This is a genomic window from Desulfatitalea tepidiphila (assembly GCF_001293685.1).
GTDB lineage: Bacteria > Desulfobacterota > Desulfobacteria > Desulfobacterales > Desulfosarcinaceae > Desulfatitalea > Desulfatitalea tepidiphila.
On the sequence record NZ_BCAG01000006.1, the window covers coordinates 808,234 to 828,203 of the forward strand.

Below are 19,970 nucleotides of genomic sequence, written 5' to 3' on the forward strand. Positions count from 1 at the left end.
GCCTTGAATCAATCCGTCCGGGCCTGCTTTAGCCGGCCCGTTTCGGTTTTTATGTTCTATCGATAAACCTTGACAAACAGGAGCAGACGATGCCGCTGATGACCATCGACGATGCCGTCATCCACTATCGGTGGGATGGCCCCGACTCGGGACCGGTGGTGATGATGTCCCATTCCCTGGCTTCAGACATGGGTATGTGGGACCCACAGGTCGACCCCCTGGTCGCTTCCGGGTACCGCGTGTTACGCTACGACCATCGCGGCCACGGCCGATCGGCCGTGACGCCCGGCCCGTACACCATCGATCGGTTGACCGCAGACGCCGTGGCACTGATGGACGGATTGAAGCTGGACAGGGTCCATTTCGTGGGACTCTCCATGGGCGGCATGGTCGGTCAACGCCTGGGGGGCGCCCATGGCCACAGGCTAAACTCCTTGACCCTCAGCTCCACCTCGGCCCATATGCCGCCGCCCGATCTCTGGCAGGAACGGATTCAGGTGGTCGCCGACCAGGGCCTGTCCGCAGTGGCCGACGCCACTATCGAGCGCTGGTTCACCGCCACCGGTCAGGCCCGCCTGACCGAGGCGGTCCAACGGATTCGGGACGCCATTTTGGCCACAGCACCGGAGGGTTTTTCCGCCTGTTGTGCCGCAATTCGCGACATGGACCTGCGCGACGACCTCCGGTCGATTCGTGTCCCCACCTTGATTACAGTCGGCGAACACGACCAGGGCACACCGGTGGCTGCGGCACGGTTCATCCACGAGCGTATCGCCGGCTCACAGCTCACCATCATCGCCGATGCGGCCCACATGCTCAATATCGAGCAGGCCGAGGTGTTTAACCGGACGCTTCTCGGCTTTCTCGGCGTTGTGGCATAATCTTCAGTCCAACTACACCGCTCGCGGTTTCGATGGTCAAACAGAATCGAAACCGGGACCATCTCGCACATACAAGGAGGCAGAACCGCATGGAGCCCATCTGGATCGAGCAATGGCCATCGTTTATACCCAAGGAGATCACCTACCCCCGTGGACGCAAACCGGTTTTCGAGTATCTGCGGGACAATGCCCGGGAGTTCCCCGACCGTACCGCCATCGTCTTTTACGGCAAGGAGGTGACCTACGGCGAGCTGGACCGCATGTCCGAACAATTCGCCCATTATCTCATGGATGCCGGTTTCCAGAAAGGCGACCGCATCGCCCTGTTTCTGCCCAGCTGCCCCCAATATCACATCGCCCATTACGGTATCTGTAAGATGGGCGGCGTCATCGTGCCCTGCAGCCCGTTGTTCAAAGAGTGGGAGCTGGCCTACCAGCTGCGCGATACCGGGGCCAAGGCCATCGTCAGCCTCGACCTGCTCTACCCGGTGGTCGCAGCCGCGACCCTGGAGAGTGATCTGAAAACCGTTCTCGTCACCAGCCTGCACGATTTTCTGCCCCCGCAACCGACCATGAACCTGGCGCCCATGATGGCGGCCCCCAAGGCCACGATTCCCGATGCCACCGAGTTCATGGATATCTTCGCCCGCTATCCATCCGATCCGGTCAAGGTGACGGTGGAACTCGACGATCCGGTCCAGCTCCAGTTTACCGGCGGCACCACCGGGCTGCCCAAGGGCGCCATCCTGACCCACAGCGGCAAGCTCTTCAAGGTGGCCGCCCTGATGAGCGTCAAGGAGGGCAACCGGCAATATCTGAATCTTCCCGGTGAGTTCATGATCAGCCTGGCCATTCTGCCCACCTTCCATATCGCCGGCATGCTGGGTGCCGTGGATACCATGATCGCCATGGGCGATACCCAGATCCTGATGCTGATGTTCGATCCCGTCGCCGCCATGCAGGCCATCGAAAGATACAAGGTGCAATTCTTCCAGGCGGCGGTGCCCATGAACATGGCCATCATGGGGCATCCCGATCGACCCCAATACGACTTGTCTTCCCTGCGGCTCTGCCTCACCACCAGTTTCGGCATTCAGTTGACCGAAGCGATTGCCAAACGGTGGGCCGACGATACCGGCGGCTGTCTGTTGGCGGAGGCGGCCTATGGTTTGACGGAAACCCACACCTTCGACACCTTCATGCCCATCGACAAACCCAAATTTGCAGCCGGTTGCCAGGGAATTCCCATACCCGGGCAGCAGATCAAGATCGTCTCCTGGGAAGATCGCGCCAAAGAGGTGCCCGTAGGTGAGATGGGAGAGATTGTGATCAAGAACCCTGCCGTTCTCAAGGGATACTGGAACAAGCCGGAAGAAACCCGGGAGGCGCTCGTCGACGGATGGGTCTACACCGGCGACATGGGCAAGTTCGACGACGACGGCTTTCTTTACTTCCTGGGACGCAAAAAAGAGATGATCAAGGTGTCGGGATTCAGCGTATTTCCCGAAGAGGTGGAGACGTTCCTGCTGACCCATGAGGCCGTGGATAAGGTGGCCGTCATCGGAGCGCCCGACCCTAAAAAGGGAGAGGTGATCAAGGCCTTCGTGGTGCCCAAGCCGCAATTCAAGGGAAAGATATCGGCCGACGAGATCATTGCCTGGGCCAAACCGCGTATCTCCTCCTACAAGGTGCCCCAGGCCGTGGATTTCCGTGATGAACTGCCCATGAGCGGCGTGGGCAAGGTGCTGCGGCGCGTGCTGGTCGAGGAAGAGCAGAATAAAAAATAGGGCCTATCCCTTTTGCAGCTTGCGACGGTTGTGTTCGTAGCGCATCTGCAGCATTTCCACGAAGAGGGCGAACCCCATGGGCAGATAGATATAGGCCTTGGGCACATGTTTGTGCATGCCCTCCATGAATAGCGTTACGCCGATGGTGATGAGAAAGGATAGCGCCAGGATTTTCAGCGCCGGATGGTTGAGGATGAACTCGCCGATCGGCCGGGCGAAGAACAGGATGCCCACGAACGAGAGCACCACGGCCAGGACGATGATCCACAATTCGGACGTCAGGCCCACGGCGGTGATCACCGAGTCGATGGAAAAGACGATGTCGAGCAGCACGATTTGGCCGATCACCGCCCCGAAGGCGCCGCTTTTGGGTGCATCGTGGGACGTTCGTTCATCCACGAGCGACAGGGTGTGGTGGATTTCGCGCACCGCCTTGTAGAGGAGGAAAAAACCGCCGCCGATCAGAATCAGATCGCGAACCGACAGGGTCCAGATCACCGGACGGGTCATGGCCACTAGAAAGACGACCAGGGAGAGCATGGCGATCCGCGCTACCAGGGCCAGGGCCAGCCCCAGTACCCGCGCCTTCTGGCGCTTTTCCGCCGGCAGCCGGCCGACGAAGATGGCGATGACCAGCACGTTGTCCACCCCAAGAACCAGTTCCAGGCCGATCAGCAGGGCCAGTAACGCCAGTGAATCCGCCATGGCGATATCTCCTTCAGATTTTTAAATTTTTATGGATTCACAGGTAATATTTTCAGACGGCGCCGTCATTTTCGCTTTTTCCGCCGTTCATAGTAGCGACACAGCCGGGAAAGAGCCCGGGCCGCGCGGCCGATCGAGGGAAATACCGCATAGCCGGCAGTGCCGAAGGCGGCCCTGATGGCCGCCCCGTCGGCAGCCAGCCGGCTGTCGCCACCTTCCGAGTCCACCACGAACACAATGGGTTTGTGGCCCGATCGGGTGTCGAGCATGTCGAGGGTCTCGGCGGTCAAGTCCGGGGTTTTGGGCATGTGAAACGCATTTCGGGCAATGAGTCGGTCGACCACGATCAGGTCCACCGCGGCTTCCTCCTCGGCCATGTCGATCAGATGGCCCAGGCAGGCGGTATCGGTGAATACCTGCCACATATCCAACGGGTTGCCGGCGATGGAGCCGGCTTCGGGAACGATCTCGCGCAGGCGCGCCATGGTCGGGGCACCCAGCGGCGGCACACTCAACCCCTCGCGCACGAAGGTGTCGCCGTACAACACGCTGGTGCCCCCGCCGCCTCCGATGATAAAGACCCCGTTGGCGCGCGGCGGAGGAACGAAGGCAAACGCCATCAGGGCATCCATCCAGCCGTCCAGCGTTTGCACCGGGATCATGTTGGCCTGGCGGAACACCGCCTCCCAGATGGCAGCGCGACCGGCCATGGCGCCGGTGTGGGAGGCCACCGTGCGGGAACCCGCATCGCTCTGCCCGCCCTTGATAACGACGATGGGTTTGCTTCGACCGATCTTCCGGGCAAGTTCCAAGAGCCGGCCTCCGTCATCGATCCCCTCCAGATACATACCGATCACCTTGATCAGCGGATCATCGCCGAAGGCGTCCAGAAAATCGAGCGCACCGAGCACACTGCCGTTGCCCACGCTGACCGCCTTTTCAACGCCCAGGCCTAGCGATGCGGCATACTCGGTCAAGCGCTGGGTCATGCCCCCCGACTGGGAGATGATTCCCAAGGGGCCGACAACGCCCGGTATGGCGCCCCAGGCGGTAAGTCCCACGGCCGGCCGATAGGGTCCCATGCAGTTCGGTCCGATCAGCCGTATGCCATACCGCACGCAGGTGGAGACGAGGCGCGCGGCCATCTCCTGGCCGGCCGCGGTGCCGAGTTCGTCGAATCCGGCGGTCAACAGATGAATGTGCCGTGCGCCTTTGCCGGCGCAGGCCTCGATCACCGCGGGAACGTTGGCGGCGGCCACCGCCACCATCACCAGGTCGGGGACTTCGGGCAACGATGCCACATCCGGCCAGGCCTTGACGCCGAGAATGTCGTCCGCCTTGGCATTGATGGGGTAGAGGCGGCCTGCATAACCCGCATCGATGAGTTTGCGCATAAAGCTCAACCCACCGAAACGCCATCCGGAGCGGGAGACGCCCACCAGGGCGATGCTTTGCGGGTTGAAGAACTTGTCCATATCCGCGGGGGTCAAACGCTGGGCCAAGGCATACTCCTTTTTGAATGGGGTCATCGGTCGGGACGGTCGGTGGATGCGGTCCGTATGCGAGAAGAAGACTATGGGGCCGACGTGGATTTGGCAAGCAAAAAGGCGGTATCATGCAGACCTGTTTTGATGGATTGACAAATCCAACCAGGAAAGGTTTATTCCATAAAAATCTCTTTTACCAAGGATGTGCCGCGACATGACCGATGCCATTGTCGTAGAAAATATCGCCAAGCGGTTTGAAAAAGTCGATGCGGTCGCCGGCATTTCGTTCAGCGTGCGGGAAGGAGAACTCTTTGGTTTTCTCGGTCCCAATGGGGCCGGCAAGACCACGACCATCAACATGCTCACCGGCCTGGCGCGACCCGATGCCGGAACGATCCATATCGGCGGCATCGACTGTACCGCCCGTCCGCGCTCGGCCCAGTATCTGATCGGCGTGGTGCCGGACGAGAGCAATCTCTACCCGGAACTCACCGGTTTCGGCAATCTCTGTTTCTGCGCGGCCCTTTACGGCATGGGAAAGGCCGAAAGAGAAGCAAGGGCCAGGGAGTTGTTGGACCGCTTCGACCTCGCCGAGGCGGCGAATCGCAAGTTCGTCGGCTATTCCAAGGGCATGAAGCGCAAGCTCACCATCGCCGCAGGGATCATCCACAGGCCCGCCATCCTGTTTCTCGACGAGCCCACCACCGGTATCGACGTGGCCAGCGCCAGGCACTTGCGCCAGCTCATCGACGACTTGCATCGCAGCGGCACCACGATTTTCCTGACCACCCACTACATCGAAGAGGCGGAACGGCTCTGTGACCGCATCGCCTTCATCGTGTCCGGCCGCATCGTCCGGGTCGATACGGTCGACCATCTGGTTCAGCCGATCCAGGGAAAACATGTGGTTCAAATCACCAGCACCCATACCAGCCAGGCGTTGCATGCCGGACTTTCCCAGGCCTTTCCGGGCGTGGAGTTTTCACTTCCCGGTCCCGGCCGCATCCGGGTGCAGGCCGACACCCCGATCCATGTCGGTCCCCTGATTCGCTTTTTGGAGGATCATGGGGCCGAGGTTACCGAAGCGCGCAGGATGCAGTTGTCGCTGGAAGATATATTTGTTCGGATCACGGGCATCGCGGCGGATGCCATGCACAAGGAAAAGGAAAAGGGGGGCGGCCCGAAATGAAGCGCTGGATCGCGTTCTGGAATATTCTGCTCAAAGACCTGCGAACCTATTACCTGAAACCGCCCAATATCAGTTGGGGCCTGATTTTTCCCCTGGCCTGGACAGGCATGTTTTTCGTCAAGTCCGGCAGCGGCCTGGGAAGCATTCCCACGGTGTTGCCGGGTGTGGTGGCCGTTTCCATCCTTTTCGGCACCACCTCCATGCTGGCGGTAACGGTGACCTTCGAGAAAAAAAACCACTCGTTCGAACGGCTTCTGCTGGCGCCCATTCCCCTGGAACTGCTGATGCTGGCCAAGACCGCCGGCGCCATCCTTTTCGGCACGGTCAACGCCTTTGTGCCGGTCATCATGGCCGCCTTTTTGAGCGACCTGTCACAGGTGGCGTGGGCGGCCTTCGTTCCCGCGGTGGTCTTAATCTCCGTGGCCTCCACGTTCTTGGGGCTTTTTATTGCCGTGGCCGTGAGCGAAGTGTTCGAAGCGCAGACCTTCTCCAACTTTTTCCGTTTTCCCATGATTTTTCTATGCGGACTCTTTTTCCCCATCGAAAAATTGCCGGTCTACCTGAAGCCGTTGTCCTATGTCTTCCCGTTGACCTATGGGGTCGACGTGTTTCATGGGTCCATACACGGCGCCAACATCATGCCCTTCGCCCTCGATCTGACCCTCCTGAGCGCCTTTTGTGTGGTGTTGTTCGGCCTGAGTCTTTATCGCATCAGCCGGAGCTGGATCGCCTGAGCCCGAGCCGAATCGCTGTTAAACCTCCAGCTCCTTCATGGCCCGCTTCATCTGCCGCAGGGCCTGCCGGATGCGGTGTTCGTTTTCCACCAGGGCGATGCGCAGATATCCTTCGCCCTCTTCTCCAAAACCGATGCCCGGGGCCAGGGCCACATTGGCGCGCTTCATCATCTGGATGGAAAACTCCATGGAGCCCAAGCGGTCGTACGGCGGCGGTATCTTGACCCAGGCGAACATGCCGGCCTTGGGCCGTGTCACCGGCCAATCCATGCGCTCCAGCCCTTCGCAGAGGACATCGCGGCGACTCTGGTAGATATGGGCCTGGCGGACGACATCCTCGTCGCAGTGGCGCAGGGCCACGATGCCGGCCACCTGGATGGCCGAAAAGATGCCATAGTCGTAATATCCCTTGATCTTGCGCAGACCGGCCACCATCTCCGGATTGCCCACGCAGTAGCCCAGACGCCAACCGGCCATGTTGTAGGACTTTGAAAAAGAGCCGAACTCTACCCCCACATCGCGGGCCCCCGGCACCTGCATGAAGCTCGGCGCCACATAGCCATCGAAGGTGATCTTGTTGTAGGCAAAGTCATGGATCACCATGAAGCCGTATTTTTTAGCCAGTTCGACGACCCGTTCGTAGATCGTCATGCTGCCCAGCACGCCGGTGGGGTTGTGGGGATAGTTGAGAATCAGCACCTTGGGGCGCGGATAGACATTGGCGCACATGATTTCCAGCCGTTCGAGAAAGGCCCCCTCTTCGTCCAGGGGAATTCGCAGCACACTGCCGCCGGCGATGATGGCGGCGTAGATGTGCACCGGAAAGGCCGGGGCCGGCACCAGCACCGTGTCGCCGGGGCCGATGAGGGCCAGGCAGAGGTGGGAGATGCCCTCCTTGGAACCGATGGTGCACATCACTTCGGTGTTGGCATTTAGGGTGACGCCGTAATCCTTTTCGTAGCTCTTGGCGATTTCGATGCGCAGGTTGCGCATGCCGTCGGCCGCCGGGTAGCGGTGGGTTTTGGGATCGTTGGCCGCCTCCACCAGCTTGGATATCACCTGCTCCGGGGCCGGGTCCACGGGGTTTCCCATACCCAGATCGATGACATCGTCGCCCTGCCAGCGTTTTTCCATCTTCATCTGGTTGATCATGCCGAACAGATAGGGCGGCAGTTGAGACATCCGGCGGGCAAATTGAATCGGTTGTTTCCCTTTTTGATCCATCTTATGATCTCCTTTTAAACGAAAGCCCCGGACCGTTGCTTTCGATCCAGGGCTTTAAAGAGAACGCCACGGACCGACCGCTACAGCCCGTGGCGTGAAGTGAACGATTTGTCTGTTTTAATCGCCGCCTTCCGCCCGAGCCGTGCTGCGCGCGGCGGCCGCGGCGCCAAAAGTGTGTTTCATGGCAACCCTCATCTCTTTGAGGCAATATAGGTGCGGTGCCTCTATCTTGTCAACGATTAAGGCAGATAGCCAACGATTCTAACTGAATGTCATTCATTAAACCCGGCCCGGGTGGGACAGGTGGCCGATGCCGCACGCCAAGCGGTCAAGTGCCGGTAAAATGCACGGCGGGCGGCCCAGAAACTCGCTGCGCTCAAACAGTTTGGGCCGCTTGTCCGCCGTTTGCATTAAACCGGCACTAAGACCGCAGGCTCACGTGGCCCTGGCCACCTGTCCCACCCTGGCCTGCCATAACCGTTTCCATGCGATTTTTTTAATCAAACAACTTCTGTAATGCGCGCCCATCAAGGCAAATCACATTCAGTTAGAACTGCTGGCAGATAGCCAACGATTCTAACTGAAACACTGGACGATATTGCAACAATTCAATTTCATCGTTATGGTAGCGGCATGAAAAAAACACATATCCATCTCGTGCGTCATGGCGAAGTCCACAACCCTCGAAAAATCCTCTACGGCCGCCTGCCCCGCTTCGGTTTGAGCGCCAACGGCCGCAGGCAGGCCCGGGAGACCGGCCGTTTTCTCGGTGATCGAAAGATTCAGGCCGTTTTCTCAAGCCCCTTACTCCGCGCGCGTCAGACGGCCAACGAAATTCTGAGTTTCCAGCAGCGGCCAACCCTGCACATTTCCAACCATCTCAACGAGGTTCATACCTATTTCGAAGGCGTGCCCAGCGACCAGGTCGACCGCAAGCGCGGCGATATCTATACCGGTGCGGGTGAGGATTATGAACAGCCGGTGGATATTTTCCTGCGGGTTGAGAAATTCTTAAGGCGTATGCGGCGGCAATTCGAAGGGGAAGAGGTGGCCGCGGTCACCCATGGGGACGTGGTCACCTTCACCGCGTTGTGGGCCCTGGGGTGGGAGTTGGCGCCGCACAACAAGGCCCGGCTCAAGGCGGCCGGCTACCCGGTCGGCTATCCGGCCCACGCCTCGGTGACCACGCTGGTCTTTCGTTCCACGGCCTATGAGGAACGACCGGAAATCGCCTACAGCCAGCCCTGGCGGTAACCCGTAAACGAATCGGAGTGAGAGAGATTGACCATGCACAACGAGCCCAACAAGACAGTCGACCCAGCACCCGCGCCGGCCCTGTGGCGCAGCTTCAAGCTGGCGGCAATCGTGGCGGCGCCGGTTTACTTCGATGCAGCCGCGTCCGCGGATAAAGCGTGCCTGCTCATCCAGGATGCCGCCCGTCAAGGTGCTGTACTGGCCGCTTTCGGTGAAACCTGGTTGCCCGGTTATCCCTGGTGGATCCGATCGGAAGGCTTTTCCTCCGGCCTCCAGATGAAATGTCGTGCCGAATACCTCGCCAGCGCCATCAAGGTCCCCGGTCCAGAAACGGATCAACTGTGCGAGGCGGCCAAAAAGGCAGGCATCGATGTGGTCATCGGAGTGGTCGAACGCGATTCCACGACCCGGTCCAGCGTCTACTGCACCTTGCTTTTCATCGGGCGGGAGGGAAAGATTCTCGGTCGGCATCGGAAACTCAAGCCGACCGATTTCGAGCGTCGGGTCTGGGCCGAAGGGGATGGGATCGGTCTGGTGGTGTATGAACGGGCCTATGCCAGAATCAGCGGCTTGAACTGCTGGGAACATCGCATGATGCTACCCGGTTATGCCTTGGCCGCACAGGGAACGCAGGTTCATGTGGCGGTCTGGCCGAGCGGCAGCGAGGACATCCTCGCCCAGGCGTTTGCCCAACAGGGATCGTGCTATGTGATATCGGTCGGCGGGCTCTTGCGCGACCAGGACATTCCGGATCGCTACAGCGCACTCTTTCCCACGCCGGCCGATTTGGACGCGGGCGGCAGCATCATTGCCCCCGACGGGACGATCGTCTCGAGCACCACCCAGGCAGCGGAGACGATCGTCATTGCGGACGCTTCGCCGTCTCGTATTTTGTCGGCCAAGTCCATTTGCGATATCGGCGGCCATTACTCGCGTCCGGATGTACTGCAGCTCAACGTGAACCGGCAACCCATGCGCCGTATAGTCGAATCTTGATCCCATGTCTTGTGGGTTATCGGCCACCTGTCCCGCCCGGGCCGGGTCTAATGAATGACATTCAGTTATAATCGCTGTGGGCTATCCGGGCAGTTTGACACGGTGAAAGGCCTCGGCCAGTTCATATTCGCTGTCCTTGGCCAGGTTACGGTACCGCGCGCGCATCCATTCGTCCAGGTTTTCGAGCTCGAGTTCCCGCATCTGACTGGCGTGGCATTTGAGGGCCGCCAGCTTTAAGTCGAACGTCTCCTCGATGTCCGAATAGTGGTTGATATCTTCGGTGCCGAAGAACCAAAGCTCTTTGATCTTGTGGGGTTCATAACCCATTTCCAGCAGATCGGGATAGGCGCCGTGGTCGCGGGCAAAGGGAAAGGCCGCGTCCAGGACCACCTGGCCGATATTGCGATGGTCCCGATGCCAGACGTAACGGCGATAAGGATCCGTGGTCACCACCGTGTGGGGTCGATAGGCGCGGATGATCTGTACGATGTGTTTGCGCAGCTCGGGTGTGTCTTCGATGCTCTGGTCCGGGTAGCGCAGAAAGTCCACCTCGCGCACGCCAAGGATCTCGGCGGCCGCCCGCTGCTCTTGCTCTCGTATGACAGCCAGCTTTTCGGGGGTCAGGGTGCGGTCTGAGGTCCCCTTTTCGCCGCTGGTGCAGAGCACATAGGCCACCGAACGGCCCTCGCGGATCCACAGTGCCACCGTGCCGGCGACTCCGTACTCCGCGTCGTCCGGATGAGCGGTAATGACCAGAATGTCTACGGGTGCTTTCACGATACAACGCTTCCTTTCAGATCATATGGGTTCCGTCACGGCAGGATCGCTGCCGTTGGCGTTCACGGAAACGTAAACATCGACCACGGCATCGGCAATGCCCGGCCAGCCGTAGGGTGTTACCGTGGATCGCAAGCGAACGGCGGCCGCGCGTTTTGTCTCCATCATGCCGGCGATGCCGGAGACCAGGTCGGAGACACGGTTGCCCGCCAGCAGGGTGCCGTTGATCCCTTCTTCGACGATTTGCGGCGCGACGCCCACTCGCGTGGCGGCCACCGGGGTACCGCAGGCCAGCGCCTCGAGCAGGACCAGTCCGAAACTCTCGTAATCCGACGGCAAGACCATCACGTCGGCCGCATTGTAATAGGCCGGTAACGCTTCCTGGGCCACCCGACCCGCAAAGTGCACGGCATCCTCGATCTGTAATCGACCGGCCGCCGCTTCGAGCGCCTGTCGGCTGGCCGTGCCAGGGTCGTCGCCACCCACGAGAACCAGTTGGATCTGCCTGCCCTGGGACCGAAGCCGTGCCACGGCCGAGACCAGATGGTCCACCCGCTTCAACGGCGCAAAACGGCCTACGTAAAGGATCAAGAATGCATCTTCCGGCAGATTCAACTGCCTTCGGGCCGTGCAACGATCCATGGGCATGAACCGTTCCAGATCGACGCCGCCGGGAATGGTGTGGATCTTGGAACGTGGCGCGCCATAGGTCTCCTCGATAAAGCGACCCTCGTCCTGGACCGGAACGATGATCCGGTCGGCAAGGTCGGCTATCCGCCGTTCGCTCGCCAGGCGCAGGTCCGGTTCGTTCTCCATGGATGAATCCCTGTTCTTGCGGGCGGCCAGGGTGTGAAAGGTGGTCACATGGGGGCGTTTCCATTGGTCCCGGGCCATGCACCCCACCACACCGGAGAGCCAGTAGTGGCTGTGAATGAGGCCATAATTGCGCCGATGGCTGCGCTTGTAGCTGTCCAGGGCTTCGAATACCCGGGGCAGTCGCGCCGGCAGGTCCGCTTTAGGCGGTCCTGTTCCAAGCGGCCCTCCCAGACGGATCAGACGTACCCGTGGATAGAGTTCGACCTCCGGTGCGCCGTCGCCCACACAGGTGAAGATGTCCACCCGATGGCCTCTGGCCGCCAGCCAGCGGGACAACTCGCGTACATAGACGCTCATGCCGCCTGTGTCCTGGGTGCCTATCGGACCGATGGGGCTGGAGTGGAGGCTGAGCATGGCGATGTTCAATTTTGGGGTGTGCATGCGATAGCGTTTCTTTTGCGCATAAATGCAGGAAAGCTTGAACGACTCAAGTAAAGGGCACCCTTACAACGTGATGCGGAGGCGATACAACGGCACCTCGTGTCCGCCGATGCGTTTTTTATAGACCTCGGCACCCTTTAGAAAATCGTAACGGCGGCAACCGGATTCAATGGCGGCATTGATGCTGAACACCTTACTGAGCACACCGACGCTCAAGGCGTCGAAACGCTCGTCGTATCCGCTGTTGTAGAGGTAGCGAACGCCTCTGTAGTCGAAACACAGAACCGTGGCCACGGGCTGCCGGTCCACGTCGAGAAAGTAAAGCCGCAGCAGCCCCTCACCCGCCGCGCCGCGGATGAGATCGTGGAAATAGGCCGCCATGCCATCGGACATGAAATCCGCCTTGTCGTTGCGATTGCGCCGGAACAGGTCGATGAAGGTGTCGGCGGCAGCCGGGAGAGCGGGGTCATTTTCGGCAATGCGCCGGTAGGCAAAGAGGCCGTGATTTTCCAGGCGCCGCACCTTGCGTCGCACTTCATGCCGCTGCTTGCCGTTGAGCTGCATGAGATACGCATCCCAGTCTCCCGGAAGATCGGCTTCGAACGCGACATCCTCCTGGGTGAGACCGGCTTCGACCTGCCCAGGCAGCAGCGATCTTAAAGCGTGGAGAATGGTCGCATCGGGCCGCAGGGTGCGCAGGTCCAGTTGCCGGATGCCTTGGGCGGCCAGGTGGCCCAGCATGGCGGCCACGGCCGGGATACCCGTATCGGGAACACAGACCACGTCCTGGTAATCGCATACCTCGTGGCTGCCAAGAAACCGTGCGGTCTTGTGTTCGATGGCCAGCGGAGCGATGCCGAGGATGCGGTCGCCGTCGCTGACCGTTACGATCCAAGGGTCTCCGGGGGTTCCCAAATGGCGGCAAACTGCTTTCAACCAGAAAGGCCGGGTAAACAGGCAGTTCCAGGAGAGTGCGACCGGGGAACGGCGCAGGATGTCCGCATAGCTATCCAGGGTTTCGATATGGACCGAGAGGTTCGACAGGGGGGCCACTCCTTAACTTTAAATTGGCATATCCATTTGTTTTTGTTTTGTATCCACTGTTTCCAAGCCAAGTGCTTCGGCGCTGCGTTTCAGGTTCTTCACGATGCGCATTGAATCCGGCGTGGGTCGAGGCCGTCAAAGGTGGACGGCTCGGCCCTTGACCGCGGCATCGGCCAGCGCATCGAGCACGCGCATATTTTCGATGCTCTCTTCGAGCGGGACGATGGCCCGGGGGGTTCGTTCGAGCACCATATCGGCAAAATGCTCGACCATCAATTGGTACTCGTCGGCACGGCCAACCCGAATGGGCGTGCCCTGCTCCTCGTCTGCCCGCCGCAGCACATAACCGGCATCGGAATCCCAGGGGATATAGGCATTGTGGGGCAGCTCGATGGCGCCCAGGCTGCCGACCACGCGAAAGGTCTGCTGCAGCGCGCTGATGAAGCCGGCCTCGAAGGTGGCCAGGGCCTGTCCGCCGAAGTCGAGCAGTCCCGCAAAGAGCAAATCCACGCCACGCTCATTACGGACAGCCATTCCCTGGACCGCCACCGGCTCCCGGCCCATCAGCCAGCGGGCCGTGCTGACGGCGTAGCAACCGACGTCGAGGAGGGCACCGCCGCCGCTCTCTGGGTCCAGGCGAACATTGTCGCCGCTGGCCAGTACAGCGTCCTCCATGTGAAAGGTAAAGGCCGCCTGGACCAGGGTCGGACGGCCGATAGCCCCCCGCTCCACACGCTGTTTGATCTGCTGGCTGCGCGGATGGAAGCGGTACATGAGGGCCTCCATGAGCAGACGGTCATTGGCTCGCGCCGCCGCCGCCATTTCCCGGGCCTCATGAACATTGCAGGCCAGGGGTTTTTCGCACAGCACGTGCTTGCCGGCATTGAGGGCCCGGATCGTCCAGGGACAGTGCAGGTGGTTGGGCAGAGGAATGTAGACGGCATCCACGGACGGATCGTCGAGCACGGCCTGGTAGCTCGCTACCACCCGCTCGACGCCGAGCCCGGCCATCTGTTCGACGGCCTGCTCGGGTGTCCGGGAACCCAGCATGCGCACGATGCCGTTGCGCGATTTGAGGATGGCGGGCAGCACGCATTTGCGGGCGATGGTGGCATTGCCCAAGACCCCCCACTGGATCCTATCAACCACTGTCTCACCCCCCATATCAATTCCCGCATCAACCATCGATGACCTCCGGGCTTCCGCCGTTGGCGGCCGAGCGGGAGGCTGCTTCCAGTATCGCTACCACCCGCATCGAATCGGCCAGCGGCGCTGCCAAGGGCTCACCCAGATGGATGTGGTCGGCCAGATTGCGGTGAAACGCGAACGGCGACGGCCGCGGGGCGGGCAAATCGCGCGCATAGATTCGGCCCTCCGTGTCACGGCAATAGGCGGTCAATCGCGGCGTCATCTCGGTGATCGGTATGGCATGGGTGTCATAGTAGTGCACCGGATCGGGCCGGTGGATGCAGACCTCCTGCCAGTGCCCCACGATGGCGCCCCCGGTGCCAAGCAGATACCACTTGGGTTTTCGGGCCGCGGCGATGTCCGAATGGAGGAACTCCGCTTCCCCGCCGTGCGCAAACCGGATCTGGATGCGCTCCTGGTCGGCGTTGGTCACGTCATGCCACACGCGCTGGTGGCGGGTGCATCGAACGGTGTGCACCGTTTCCGGCATCAGCGCCACGATCCAGTCCAGGTAGTGAGCCCCCCAGTCATAGGTGGTGCCGCCGCAGATCGGGGTATGGGAGTGCCAGTAGCCGCAAGGGTGCTGGAAGCCGCCGACAAAGGTCTCCAGGTAGAACAGGTCGCCGATCAGGTCGTTGTTGACCGCACGTTCTATGGCCAGATAGTCCGCATCGAACCGGCGGTTCTGGTGGCAGCAGAGCAGTCTCCGGTGCTGTCGGGCGCTGTCGGCCATGGCGGCCGTTTCATGGGTGTTGAGGGCCAGCGGTTTTTCGCACACCACGTGTTTGCCGGCCGCGATCATCTGCGAGCTCAATCGGGCGTGGGTATTGGGCGGTGTGGTCACGATGACCAGGTCGACCGAGTCGTCCGCAGCCAGTGCTTCGGCTTGAGGGTAGATGGTTACGCCGGGGAAATCCGTCTGAAACTGGGCCCGGCGACTGGGATCGAGATCGCAGGCCGCACGCAGGATAAACCCTTGGGTTTCCATCAGGCCGAGACCATGCAGGCGACCCACCGAAGGTGCATAACCAAGCAGGGCGGCCCCCATCTCCCGCGGAAGGGGTTGTTCTCCGGCCATTTGACGCATCAATCGGTACAGCACCTTGCGGACTACCGGATGCCCGGTGTCCTGGAGGGTGGTCGTCGCGATGGCGCCGCTGCCGACGGGGCGTTGAGTGAGGACGGCCTGATGGGTATAGCGCCAGTCGGCGTACATGACGATGTTGGTTTGCGAGTCGATGATGTTGAGTGTCTGGCGGGTGCCGGCCACATAGATTGCTTCGTCAAGGCGGGCGGCCAGGGGCGTTTCAGGTTGGTCGAACAGCACCCGCAATTCGGTGGGGGTATCGAGCGTCTGTAGTTGGACGCCGCATATTTGAGGAAGCGGTGCTTGGGGTGCTTCGGTCCACACCAGCCAGCCATGCCCCCGACGGCTGGCAAATTCGGTCAGACGTTTGACCTCGGCAGGAGAATAGCCGTCCTGGGCGGTGATCACCACCTGATAGGGGTCTAAATTGTCGGGTAGATGGGGTTGGCACGCCAGGCGGACGTGGGGAAAGGCCTGCAGATCGGAAAGCCATGCCTTGTGCCGCTCGCATGAAGTCAATGAAACCCATAAAATGGCGATGTTGGGATGCGACATCATCCGGTATGCCCCCTTTCTGAACGGTTACTTAGTGCCCATCCACAAATGGCCAATTTGCCCGATATCTACGTTCTGCTCAAAATTTTATCCTCGGAATATCAACTATATGCCTGCGCTAAAATTTTTCGCACGCCTTGATCTCAACCAAATTTGCCTATTTGTGGACGGACACTACTTTATGTTTCTTCAACGGATGAGGTGCCAACGCACGCCTTCGGCCGTATCCTCGACCAGCACGCCCGCCTGCTGCAGGGTGTCGCGGATTGCATCGGCGACCTCCCACAATTTTTTCTCCCTGAGTTGGACCCGCAGGGCCAGCAGAGGCTCCACCAGGGGCGCCAGGCAGTCGCGGCGGCTCGCCGGCCGCCGGGCCAGATGGGTCCCGAAGAGCACGATCAGGCCGCGCAGCGCCTCGCGAGCGGCGCCTTCCGCGCTGCGCTCCTGAAGCTGCTCGCGGACATCGGCGATGTGGCGTTCGAGTTCGAGCATGATCTGGGTGGCCGGTTCGACCCGGCCGGCAACGAGATGGGCTTGAACCTTGTCCGCCAGATCCTCAACCGGCTGCCAGACGCGGTCCTCGCCATCCGCAACGGTTCTCTTGTCCGCTGACGGCCCTGCGGGTTCGCCCGACGCCGGCGCCTTGACATCCAGCACGTCCTCTCCGCGCAGCAGCCCCAGAGGAATGCGGTCGCCTTTGGCAAACACCTGCTCACCGCCATGCCGCCGAAGCGTGACGGACCCCATACCCCGGATTTCGGCTCGGTCCTGCGCCAGATCGATGATCAGGGCCGTGTGTTCGTCCAGGCCGAGCAGACCGGTGCCGTCCGGCAACTGCGCCTCAAGCTGCGCCATGCGGGGTGCGCCCATGAAACAGAAGCGGGTGTCGTGGTTGCCCCCTTCGGCGTTGTTCCAATGGGGAATGACCGCCCAGTTCATCCCGAACCGGGCCAGCAGGTTCAACCCTTCTGCCCAGAAAGGGGATGCGCCTACCTTGTAGATTTCGTAGACCGGCAGGGTGACGCGTCCCACGGTCAGGGCGGCGGCGCTGGCCGCGACAAAGGTGCCGCCTTCTGAGATACGCTGGACCAGTAGTTCGGGGATGTGGGTCTGTTTCCAATGACGCAAGGCATAGGTGGGGCTGCCGGGACCGACCAGGATGTAATCGGCCTCCCGCACCCGACGGTACGCTTGTTCGACGGTTCCCTCCCGGCCCGCCTCGGCCGATTTCAGGGAGGCGACGGTCAAGGGTCGCAGTACGCGGTTCTGGAAATAGTCGATCGCCTTTTTGGAGATATCGTCGGCATTGAGCTGAAACCCGGCCGGTGTATCGAGAAAAACGGCCTGGGCCCGTTCGCCGTAAGGTTCGAGCAGTTCTTTATGAACTTCGACCATGGTCGTGGTCAGTTCGCCTGACCCCATGAGCGCAATGACACCGGGTTGTTTTTGCATGGTGTACCCTTCTTGGGTAAATTCAAAACTTGCGGCGCCGTCCAGCAAAGACATTTCACGAGTCCATCAAAAGTGAAACACCATTCCGTTGGGGAACCGCGCCGTCATTCCGTCGGGCCGGTAAAGCGTTACCGTACCCCGACCATATACCATCCACTCATTTTCTTCCAGGTGGCCGATGACCCCTGTCTCCTCGTCGATTCCGATCAACGTGGCTTGGGGCATCTGCGGGCGCAGAAGGGCGACCCATTGCCGACCGAAGGTATCGTGGTGCGGCAGCACGCAGGCGTTGGGCAGCACCCCCAGTCCGGTGGCGATGTCCGCCTGCGCGGGATCGTAAAAAAGGTCACACATCACCATGGCACCGGCGCTGCTGCCGGCCAGTACGGCGCCGCGGTCCAAGGCCGCGCGAATCGCCGACCAGACCACACTGCCGGCCAGGGTTCGGGCCAGAAATCCGGGGAACCCACCCAGCATATAGAACAGGCTTCCCGGCTGCAGTTGGGCCGCTATCGCCGGATCGTTGGCCGCGCGCCGGTCGACCAGGTCGAGCACTTGAACCCGAACGGCGCCCAGGGAACGGAACCAGCGCTCCCCGTTGCCTCCCGCTCGCTGGTGGTTGTTGTCGGGTACTGCGGCCGTGGGGATGATAAAGACCGCTCCATCCGTTCCACCGCAACGGGCCAGGGCCTCGCGGTCCGACGCGGCCATCCGGCCTTTGAATTCGGCGCCGCCTTGTAACAGCAGATGGCCCATCACGCTGTCCCAAGGCGACCTTCGGCGATCGCTGTCATGATGTGGGTTCGTTGGCCCATTGGTTCCGATTTCCTTTCGCGCATGGACAAGATCCGGCACTTGGGTTATCTTTTGATTTCACAGCCGCACGAATCCCTTGCATGTCGGCTGAAACCGCCCTTTTATGTTATGACGCCGGCGCCTTTTGTAAAGGATGGCCGGGGTGCCCTTGAAAAGGATGACATCATGAAGAGAAGCTATGGATGTGGGTTATGGTGGATCTTACTGGCCGTCATGCTGCTCGTTTCGGCCTGCTCCACGGTGCCGGTGACGGGCCGCAGCGGTTTGAACCTGGTTTCAAACAGCCAGTTGGCCAGCATGGGGGTCGAGCAGTACCAGCAAACCCTCAAAGAGAGCAAGCTTTCCAAGGACCAGGCCAAGTCGGCCATGGTGCGCGAGGTGGGTATCCGTATCGCCAATGCGGCCGAGGATTTTTTGAGAAGCTCGGGGCGAAACGACCTGGCCGGCTCATTTGACTGGGAATTCAACCTCATCGAAGACGACAAGACCGTCAATGCCTGGGTTCTGCCCGGCGGCAAGGCGGCCGTCTACACGGGCATATTGAAATACACCCAGACCGAAACCGGCCTGGCGGTGGTGCTGGGCCACGAGGTGGCCCATGCCATCGCCAACCACGGCAACGAACGCATGAGCCAGGCCTTGTTGACCCAATTGGGCGGTGCGGCCCTGGCCGTGGCGCTTTCCCAGCAACCTGCCCAGACCCAGGCGCTCTTCATGGGGGCGTATGGGCTAGGGACCAGCGTGGGGGTGCTGTTGCCCTACAGCCGCCTGCACGAAAGCGAGGCCGATCGCATCGGCCTGGTGTTGATGGCCATGGCCGGTTATGATCCGCGGGAAGCTGTGCCCTTCTGGCAGCGCATGAACCAGGAGGGGGGAGAGCGGCCGCCCGAATTACTCTCCACCCATCCGGCCCCGGACAGCCGCATCAAGGATATTCAGAAACATCTGCCCGAGGCCTTGGAATACTACCAAAAGGCCCGTAAACGGTAGGCACGGCAAAAGACCGCGAGGTGCGTTATCGATCTGAAGACATTTAAAGATCAGGCATTCGCCAAACTGTTCACCCGGTTTCCGGCGCTGTTCCACCGTTGGGTGCGGAACCACAAGTTTGTCGAGTTTGACGACAGTCCGTGGACCCCCCTCACGACCCGGATCTCCGAGAGCCGTGTGGCGTTGGTCACCACGGCCGGCGTCCATTTGAAGAGCGAGGCGTCCTACAACATGCGCGATCCGGCCGGAGATCCGACCTTCAGATCCATACCGGGGGACGCCGATCCAGCCGATTTAAAGATCACCCACAACTATTACGACCATACGGATGCCGATCGGGACATCAATGTGGTCTTTCCCATGGAGCGGTTGCGCGATCTGGCCCGGGCCGGAGAAATCGGGTCGGTGGCTTCCCGCCACTTCTCGTTCATGGGCCATATCCTGCCGCCGCACATTCATACCCTCATGCACCGCACGGCCCCAGAGGTGGCCCGCCTTCTGCGCCAGGACGCCGTTGATCTGGTGTTGTTGACGCCGGCCTGAGGCA

Annotated in this window: 18 protein-coding genes; 8 read left to right on the forward strand and 10 right to left on the reverse strand. The window is 60.8% G+C overall.

All coding sequences use genetic code 11. The features are described 5' to 3' along the window. The first annotated feature begins 89 nt into the window (after positions 1–89). Together pcaD and DFT_RS23605 are read left to right on the forward strand one after the other, a co-directional pair. Positions 90–881, forward strand: coding sequence for a 3-oxoadipate enol-lactonase (gene pcaD, locus DFT_RS23600; protein WP_054033951.1), 792 nt, complete (start codon positions 90–92; stop codon positions 879–881). Between the two features lie 89 nt (positions 882–970). After that, positions 971–2,668, forward strand: coding sequence for an AMP-binding protein (locus tag DFT_RS23605; protein WP_054033953.1), 1,698 nt, complete (start codon positions 971–973; stop codon positions 2,666–2,668). Positions 2,669–2,671: 3 nt separating this feature from the next. Here the strand turns inward: DFT_RS23605 and DFT_RS23610 are convergent, their stop codons facing one another. Next, the gene (locus tag DFT_RS23610; RefSeq protein ID WP_054033954.1) at positions 2,672–3,373 is read right to left on the reverse strand and encodes a TerC family protein; all 702 of its coding nucleotides are present in this window, start codon (positions 3,371–3,373) and stop codon (positions 2,672–2,674) included. 65 nt (positions 3,374–3,438) lie between these two features. Next, positions 3,439–4,875: a CoA-binding protein gene (locus DFT_RS23615; protein ID WP_054033957.1), complete on the reverse strand. Its 1,437-nt coding sequence runs from the start codon at positions 4,873–4,875 to the stop codon at positions 3,439–3,441. 199 nt (positions 4,876–5,074) lie between these two features. On the opposite strand from DFT_RS23615, the gene DFT_RS23620 reads away from it, so the two are divergent. Further along, a complete protein-coding gene (locus DFT_RS23620; protein WP_054033959.1) occupies positions 5,075–6,049 on the forward strand; it encodes an ABC transporter ATP-binding protein in 975 nt (324 codons plus the stop codon). Next, a complete protein-coding gene (locus tag DFT_RS23625) occupies positions 6,046–6,783 on the forward strand; it encodes an ABC transporter permease (RefSeq protein WP_054033961.1) in 738 nt (245 codons plus the stop codon). The genes DFT_RS23620 and DFT_RS23625 overlap by 4 nt, the downstream gene beginning before the upstream one ends. Before the next feature lie 18 nt (positions 6,784–6,801). Here the strand turns inward: DFT_RS23625 and DFT_RS23630 are convergent, their stop codons facing one another. Next, entirely contained in the window at positions 6,802–8,007 is a 1,206-nt protein-coding gene (locus DFT_RS23630; protein ID WP_054033963.1) for an aminotransferase class I/II-fold pyridoxal phosphate-dependent enzyme, read from the reverse strand. A gap of 633 nt (positions 8,008–8,640) precedes the next feature. Between DFT_RS23630 and DFT_RS23635 the strand changes: the two genes are divergently transcribed. Further along, positions 8,641–9,261, forward strand: a complete 621-nt coding sequence (locus DFT_RS23635) for a histidine phosphatase family protein (protein ID WP_054033965.1) — start codon at positions 8,641–8,643, stop codon at positions 9,259–9,261. Between the two features lie 33 nt (positions 9,262–9,294). Beyond that, positions 9,295–10,257: a carbon-nitrogen hydrolase family protein gene (locus DFT_RS23640; RefSeq protein ID WP_054033967.1), complete on the forward strand. Its 963-nt coding sequence runs from the start codon at positions 9,295–9,297 to the stop codon at positions 10,255–10,257. Between the two features lie 81 nt (positions 10,258–10,338). On the opposite strand, the gene DFT_RS23645 is transcribed toward DFT_RS23640, so the two are convergent. The 7 genes from DFT_RS23645 to DFT_RS23675 form a co-directional block, all read right to left on the reverse strand. Beyond that, positions 10,339–11,034, reverse strand: a complete 696-nt coding sequence (locus tag DFT_RS23645; protein WP_054033969.1) for a PIG-L deacetylase family protein — start codon at positions 11,032–11,034, stop codon at positions 10,339–10,341. Between the two features lie 21 nt (positions 11,035–11,055). Further along, positions 11,056–12,291, reverse strand: a complete 1,236-nt coding sequence (locus DFT_RS23650; RefSeq protein ID WP_054033971.1) for a glycosyltransferase — start codon at positions 12,289–12,291, stop codon at positions 11,056–11,058. Positions 12,292–12,354: 63 nt separating this feature from the next. After that, entirely contained in the window at positions 12,355–13,344 is a 990-nt protein-coding gene (locus DFT_RS23655; protein ID WP_054033973.1) for a GNAT family N-acetyltransferase, read from the reverse strand. A 126-nt stretch (positions 13,345–13,470) separates the two neighbouring features. Beyond that, a complete protein-coding gene (locus tag DFT_RS23660; RefSeq protein WP_161807241.1) occupies positions 13,471–14,484 on the reverse strand; it encodes a Gfo/Idh/MocA family protein in 1,014 nt (337 codons plus the stop codon). A 28-nt stretch (positions 14,485–14,512) separates the two neighbouring features. Continuing rightward, a complete protein-coding gene (locus DFT_RS23665) occupies positions 14,513–16,165 on the reverse strand; it encodes a Gfo/Idh/MocA family protein (protein ID WP_161807242.1) in 1,653 nt (550 codons plus the stop codon). A 189-nt stretch (positions 16,166–16,354) separates the two neighbouring features. Continuing rightward, the gene (locus DFT_RS23670) at positions 16,355–17,617 is read right to left on the reverse strand and encodes a Type 1 glutamine amidotransferase-like domain-containing protein (RefSeq protein ID WP_152972130.1); all 1,263 of its coding nucleotides are present in this window, start codon (positions 17,615–17,617) and stop codon (positions 16,355–16,357) included. A gap of 66 nt (positions 17,618–17,683) precedes the next feature. Continuing rightward, complete coding sequence (locus DFT_RS23675; RefSeq protein WP_054033980.1) at positions 17,684–18,373, reverse strand: cyanophycinase; 690 nt, start codon at positions 18,371–18,373, stop codon at positions 17,684–17,686. A gap of 225 nt (positions 18,374–18,598) precedes the next feature. Here DFT_RS23675 and DFT_RS23680 point away from each other — a divergent pair, with 225 nt between their 5' ends. Together DFT_RS23680 and DFT_RS23685 are read left to right on the forward strand one after the other, a co-directional pair. Further along, positions 18,599–19,423 (forward strand): M48 family metallopeptidase, encoded by an 825-nt coding sequence (locus tag DFT_RS23680; RefSeq protein ID WP_054034143.1) that lies wholly within the window; start codon positions 18,599–18,601, stop codon positions 19,421–19,423. Positions 19,424–19,525: 102 nt separating this feature from the next. After that, positions 19,526–19,966, forward strand: a complete 441-nt coding sequence (locus DFT_RS23685; protein ID WP_054033983.1) for a glycine/sarcosine/betaine reductase selenoprotein B family protein — start codon at positions 19,526–19,528, stop codon at positions 19,964–19,966. Positions 19,967–19,970 lie beyond the last annotated feature (4 nt).